4 protein-coding genes are annotated in these 4,656 nt (G+C 75.0%); 3 read left to right on the top strand and 1 reads right to left on the bottom strand.

What is annotated here, in order from left to right:
- A partial coding sequence (locus EF918_RS32815; RefSeq protein ID WP_185922031.1) for an acyl-CoA carboxylase epsilon subunit occupies positions 1-196 on the top strand: 196 nt, incomplete at its 5' end.
- Between the two features lie 139 nt (positions 197-335).
- The gene (locus EF918_RS39225) at positions 336-3,332 is read left to right on the top strand and encodes a BTAD domain-containing putative transcriptional regulator (RefSeq protein ID WP_125652547.1); all 2,997 of its coding nucleotides are present in this window, start codon (positions 336-338) and stop codon (positions 3,330-3,332) included.
- Positions 3,333-3,359: 27 nt separating this feature from the next.
- On the opposite strand, the gene EF918_RS32805 is transcribed toward EF918_RS39225, so the two are convergent.
- Positions 3,360-3,632, bottom strand: a complete 273-nt coding sequence (locus tag EF918_RS32805; protein ID WP_125652546.1) for a hypothetical protein — start codon at positions 3,630-3,632, stop codon at positions 3,360-3,362.
- Positions 3,633-3,833: 201 nt separating this feature from the next.
- Here EF918_RS32805 and EF918_RS32800 point away from each other — a divergent pair.
- Positions 3,834-4,656, top strand: an 823-nt coding sequence (locus EF918_RS32800; RefSeq protein WP_260610893.1) for an AfsR/SARP family transcriptional regulator, incomplete at its 3' end; no start/stop codon positions are given.

Raw genomic sequence — 4,656 nt, 5'->3', positions numbered from 1 at the left:
CATCAACGGTCGGCCCACCCCCGAGGAGCTGGCCGCCGTCGCCGCCCTGGTCGCCGCCCTGACCTCCCGTCAGGCGGACGGGGACGCCCCCACGGCCGCGACGGACGACCCCGCGGCCGACACCGCCGCCCGCTGGGAACGCCCCGGCCTGCTGCCCCCCGCCTCCTGGCAGGCGCCGTCGGCACCCCGCCCCTGACCGGTCCGGTCCGGGCCCGGCGCGGTCTGGCAGCTTGCTGCCGACCGCGTTGCCCGCCCGACGCCCCGCCTTGTAACCCAGAGGAAAGCGGCGTAACGGGTCGTTCGGGTACGGCTGCGGCCGAGTGAGGAGGGCAGCCGTGCTCCAGCTGGTGTTCCGGATCCTGGGGCCCCTGGACATCAGTGCGGACGGACGCCCCGTCGCCCTCCAGGGCGCCCGGCAGCGCACCATCATGTCGATGCTGCTGCTCAACCCCGGCCGCGTCGTCTCGGTGGACGCCCTCGCCGATGCCGTCTGGCAGGGCAACCCGCCCGCCACCGCCCGCAACCAGATCGCCATCTGCGTCTCCGCCCTGCGCAAGATCGTCAAGACGGCCGTGGGCCTCGACGACCTGCTGGTCACCAGCCACCCCGGCTACCTGCTGCACCCCGGCGAGCACCGCATCGACGCCGTCGAGTTCGAGGAACGGGCCGCCCAGGGCCGCGAGGCCGCCCGCGGCGGCCGCGCCGACGAGGCCCGCGCCGCCTTCGAGGAGGCCCTCGCCATGTGGCGGGGCCCGGCCCTCGCCGGCATCACCGCCGAACGCGTCGAGTCCGAGGCCGCCCGGCTGACCGAACTGCGCCTGGACGTCTACGAGCAGCTCACCGCGCTGCGCCTGGAGCAGGGACAGCACCGCGAACTGATCGGCGAGCTCACCGGCTTCGTCCGCGAGCACCCGCTGCGCGAACAGGCCCTCGCCCTGCTCATGCTTGCCCAGTACCGCTCCGGACGCCGCGCCGAGGCCCTGGAGGCCTACCGGGTCGGCGCCCGGCTGCTCGCCGAGGAACTCGGCATCGACCCCGGCCCCGCCCTCCAGGAGCTCCACGAGGACATCCTCGCCGACGCGCCCCGGCTGACCCCGGCCGAGGGCACCGGGACCGCGGTCCCGGCCGTCGCCGTGGCCGCCGTACCGGCCCACCTGCCCCCCGCACCCGCCTCGTTCACCGGCCGCACCGGCGAACTCGCCGCCCTCGACCGGCTCCTGGACCAGCAGGGCGGGACCTCCCTGCCCGTCGGCTCGGTCGTCGGCACCGGGGGCGTGGGCAAGACCGCCCTCGCCGTGCAGTGGGCGCACCAGGTCGCCTCCCGCTTCCCCGACGGGCAGCTCTTCGCCGACCTGCGCGGCTACGACGAGGAGGAGGCCCCGCGCCGGCCCGCCGCCGTCCTGGACCGGTTCCTGCGCGCCCTCGGCGTGCCCGGCCCGCAGATCCCCGCCGACCAGCACGAACGCACCGCCCTGTTCCGCAGCGTGCTCGACGGCCGCCGGGTGCTGATCGTGCTGGACAACGCCCGCTCCTTCCAGCAGGTACGCCCCCTGCTGCCGGGCACCTCCGGCTGCTGCGTGCTGATCACCAGCCGCGACAGCATGGGCGGGGCCCTGGCCGGCGACTACGCGTACGTGCCCCTGCACCTGGTCTCCCTCGGCCAGGACGAGTCCATCACCCTGCTGTCCCGGGTCGCCGGCGACGACCGGATCTCCGCCGACCCGGTGGCCGCCGCCCGGCTGAGCGAACTGTGCGACCGGCTGCCGCTGGCCCTGCGCATCGCCGCGGCCCGGCTCGCCGCCAAACCGCACTGGACGGTCCGTACGCTCGTCTCCCGGCTGGAGGACCAGCGCCGCCGCCTGGACGAACTCAGCCTCGACTCCCGCGGCGTCCGCGCGGGCCTGCGCCTGAGCTACCGCGACCTGCCGGCGCAGACGGCCCGCATGTTCCGGCTGCTCGGTTCCTTGAACATCACCGAGTTCTCGGCCTGGACCGGCGCCGCCCTCCTCGACATCGACCCCGTCGACGCCGAGGACCTCATCGAGCACCTCGTCGACGCCCAGATGCTGGAACCGCTCAGCGCCGGCCGCGGACACGTCCGCTACCGCTTCCAGGACCTGCTGCGGCTGTTCGCCCGCGAGTGCGCGGTGGCCGAGGACGGCGAGGAGGAACTGCGCACCGCCCTGCGCCGGGTCTGCGCGGTCTTCCTGGGCCTGGCCAAGGAGGCGCACCGGCGCGTCTACGGCGGCGACTACACGGTGGTCCCCGGCACGGCCCCGGTCCGCGAACTGCCGCGGACGCTCTCGGCCGACCTCGTCGAGGACCCGATGGAGTGGTTCGAGGCGGAGCGGATGGCCATCACCGCACTGGTCCAGCAGGCCGCCCGCGAGAACGAGTCCGGATACGCCTGGGAACTGGCGATGGCCGGCGTGACCCTCTTCCAGAACCGCAACTACCTGGAGGACTGGCGCGAGTGCGCCGAAGCCGCCCTGGAGGCGGCCCGGCGCACCGGCGACCGGCTGGGCGAGGCGGCGATGCAGCAGTCCCTGGGCACCCTGGAGATCGTCCGGTGGGACCACGACAGCGCCTACGAGCGCCTGGGCCGGGCCCTGCTCCTGTTCGAGGAGCGGGGCCAGGCCCAGGGGCGGGCCCTGGTCCTGCGCAACCTGGCGCTGTGCGAACGCCATCGGGGGGACCTGGACCGGGCGGTGGAGCGGGGCCGGCACTCCCTGGAGATCTTCCGGGAGGTCGGCGACCACTACGCCGAGACCCACGTACTGGGGATGCTCGCCCAGTTCGAGCTGGAACGGGGCAACGCGCAGGCCTCGCTGATGATGTCGTCGGAGGCCGTGGCCAAGAGCCGTGGACTGGGCACGGCCCGGGGCGAGGCGCAGAGCACGGCGCGGCTGGCCGAGGCGCTCCTGCAGAGCGGTGACGGGGTACGCGCGGAGGAGGCCTGCCGGCGGGCGCTGGAACTGGTCCTGGAAAGCGGCGACCAGCGGGGCGAGGCGCATGTGCTGCGGGCACTGGGTGAGGCACTGTGGTGCCAGGACCGGCCGGACGAGGCCGAGTCGGTGCTGCGCAGCGCGGTGAAGGCGGCACAGGAGGTGCCGGACACGTTCCTCGAGGCCAGGGCGGTCATGGTGCTGGGCGGTGCACTGATGCTGCGGGGCGACCGCGCGGGTGCCGCCGGCGCTCTGGTGGAGGCGACGGAACTGTTCGACACGATCGGCTCGCGGGAGTGGCGGGACCGGGCCGACCGGCTCCTGGTGGCGCTCGCGGACGGCGGACCGGTCGGCTCCGCGGAGCTGTTCGCGCTCGTACGCCCCTGACCGCGCGGGCCGGGCCCCCGCAGCGCATCAGATCCACGGGTCGTCCCCCATCGTCCGGGGCGCCGAGATCCACGGGTCGTCCTTGGTGACACCGGCTGGGGCCGAGATCCACGGGTCGTCCTTGGCCACCGCGGTCCGCGCCGAGACCCACGGGTCGTCGCCCGCGGCGGCGCTCACCCCGGCCGCACCGAGGGCGGCGACGAGCACGGCGGTCGTGGCGGCGATGCGTCCGAGCGGAGCCACGACGGCGGTGGCGGCGGTGCGACGAGCGGTGAGGGCGAGGCGGTCGAAGCGCTGCATGACGTCTCCTTCGGGTGGCTCCGGGAGGGGGTTCCCTTCGGCTGACACCAACGTAGGAAGCCGCCGTTTCCGACCGCTTTCAAAGCGCTTTCGGTCCACCGAAATCGATCCGAGAGTGCCATAAAACCGCAGGTCAATACCGTTTCCCCGAAAAGAGAGGGCCCACGAGGAGGCCCCCTCGCACCGGCGACGGAGGCGACCATGAACAGGGCCAAGTCCCCGAACCCGACCCCGCCCCACGCCCCGTCCACGGCGCGCGGCGCGATCGGGACCACCGCGCGCGGCCCGGCCACGGGCGCGGCTGCGTCCCTCGGGCCGGCCACGGGCATGGAGTTCACCCTCCTCGGCCCGGTGTCGGCGCGGCGCGCCGGCCGCCCGGTCGCCCTGGACGGGGCCAAGCAGCGCACGGTCCTGGCCGCCCTGCTCCTCGCCCGCGGCCACGTGGTCACCGACGAGCGGCTCACCACCCTGCTGTGGGGCGAGGACCCGCCCGCCACCTCCACCAGCCAGCTCTACACCTACGTCTCCCGGCTGCGCACCCGCCTCGGCCCGGACCACGGCCTGGAACGCCGGGGCGCGGGCTACGCCATGAGGACGGCGGACACCACGCTCGTCGACTGGCACACCTTCCAGACCCTCGCGGCGGCCGGCCGCACCGCCCTGCGCGAAGGCCGGCCCACGGACGCCGAACGCCGCCTCGCCGAAGCCCTCGACCTGTGGCAGGGCCACCCCCTGGCCGACGTCACGGACCACCTCGGCGCCGCCGAGACCCCCGCCATGACCGAGGCCCACCTGACGGCCGTCGAACTCCACGCGGAAGCCGCCCTGGCCCTGGGCCAGCACGCCGCGCTCGTCCCGGGGCTGACCCGCCAGGTCGCCCTGCACCCCCTGCGCGAGGGCCTGCTCGCGCACCTGATGACGGCCCTGTACCGCAGCGGCCGCCCGTCCGACGCCCTGACCGCGTACGAGGCGGCCCGCCGCCTCGTACGCGGTCAGGGCGTCGGACGGGCGGCCGCTGCGGTAC

Source organism: Streptomyces sp. WAC06614, from assembly GCF_003949795.1.
Lineage (GTDB): Bacteria > Actinomycetota > Actinomycetes > Streptomycetales > Streptomycetaceae > Streptomyces.
The sequence above is the reverse complement of the archived record's forward strand: the minus strand, read 5'-3'. Positions and strand labels throughout refer to the sequence as shown.

What these genes read in the sequence shown, in the direction of transcription:
- EF918_RS32805 (WP_125652546.1), bottom strand. Translation starts at nt 3,632, where the DNA reads ATGCAGCGCTTCGACCGCCTCGCCCTCACCGCTCGTCGCACCGCCGCC.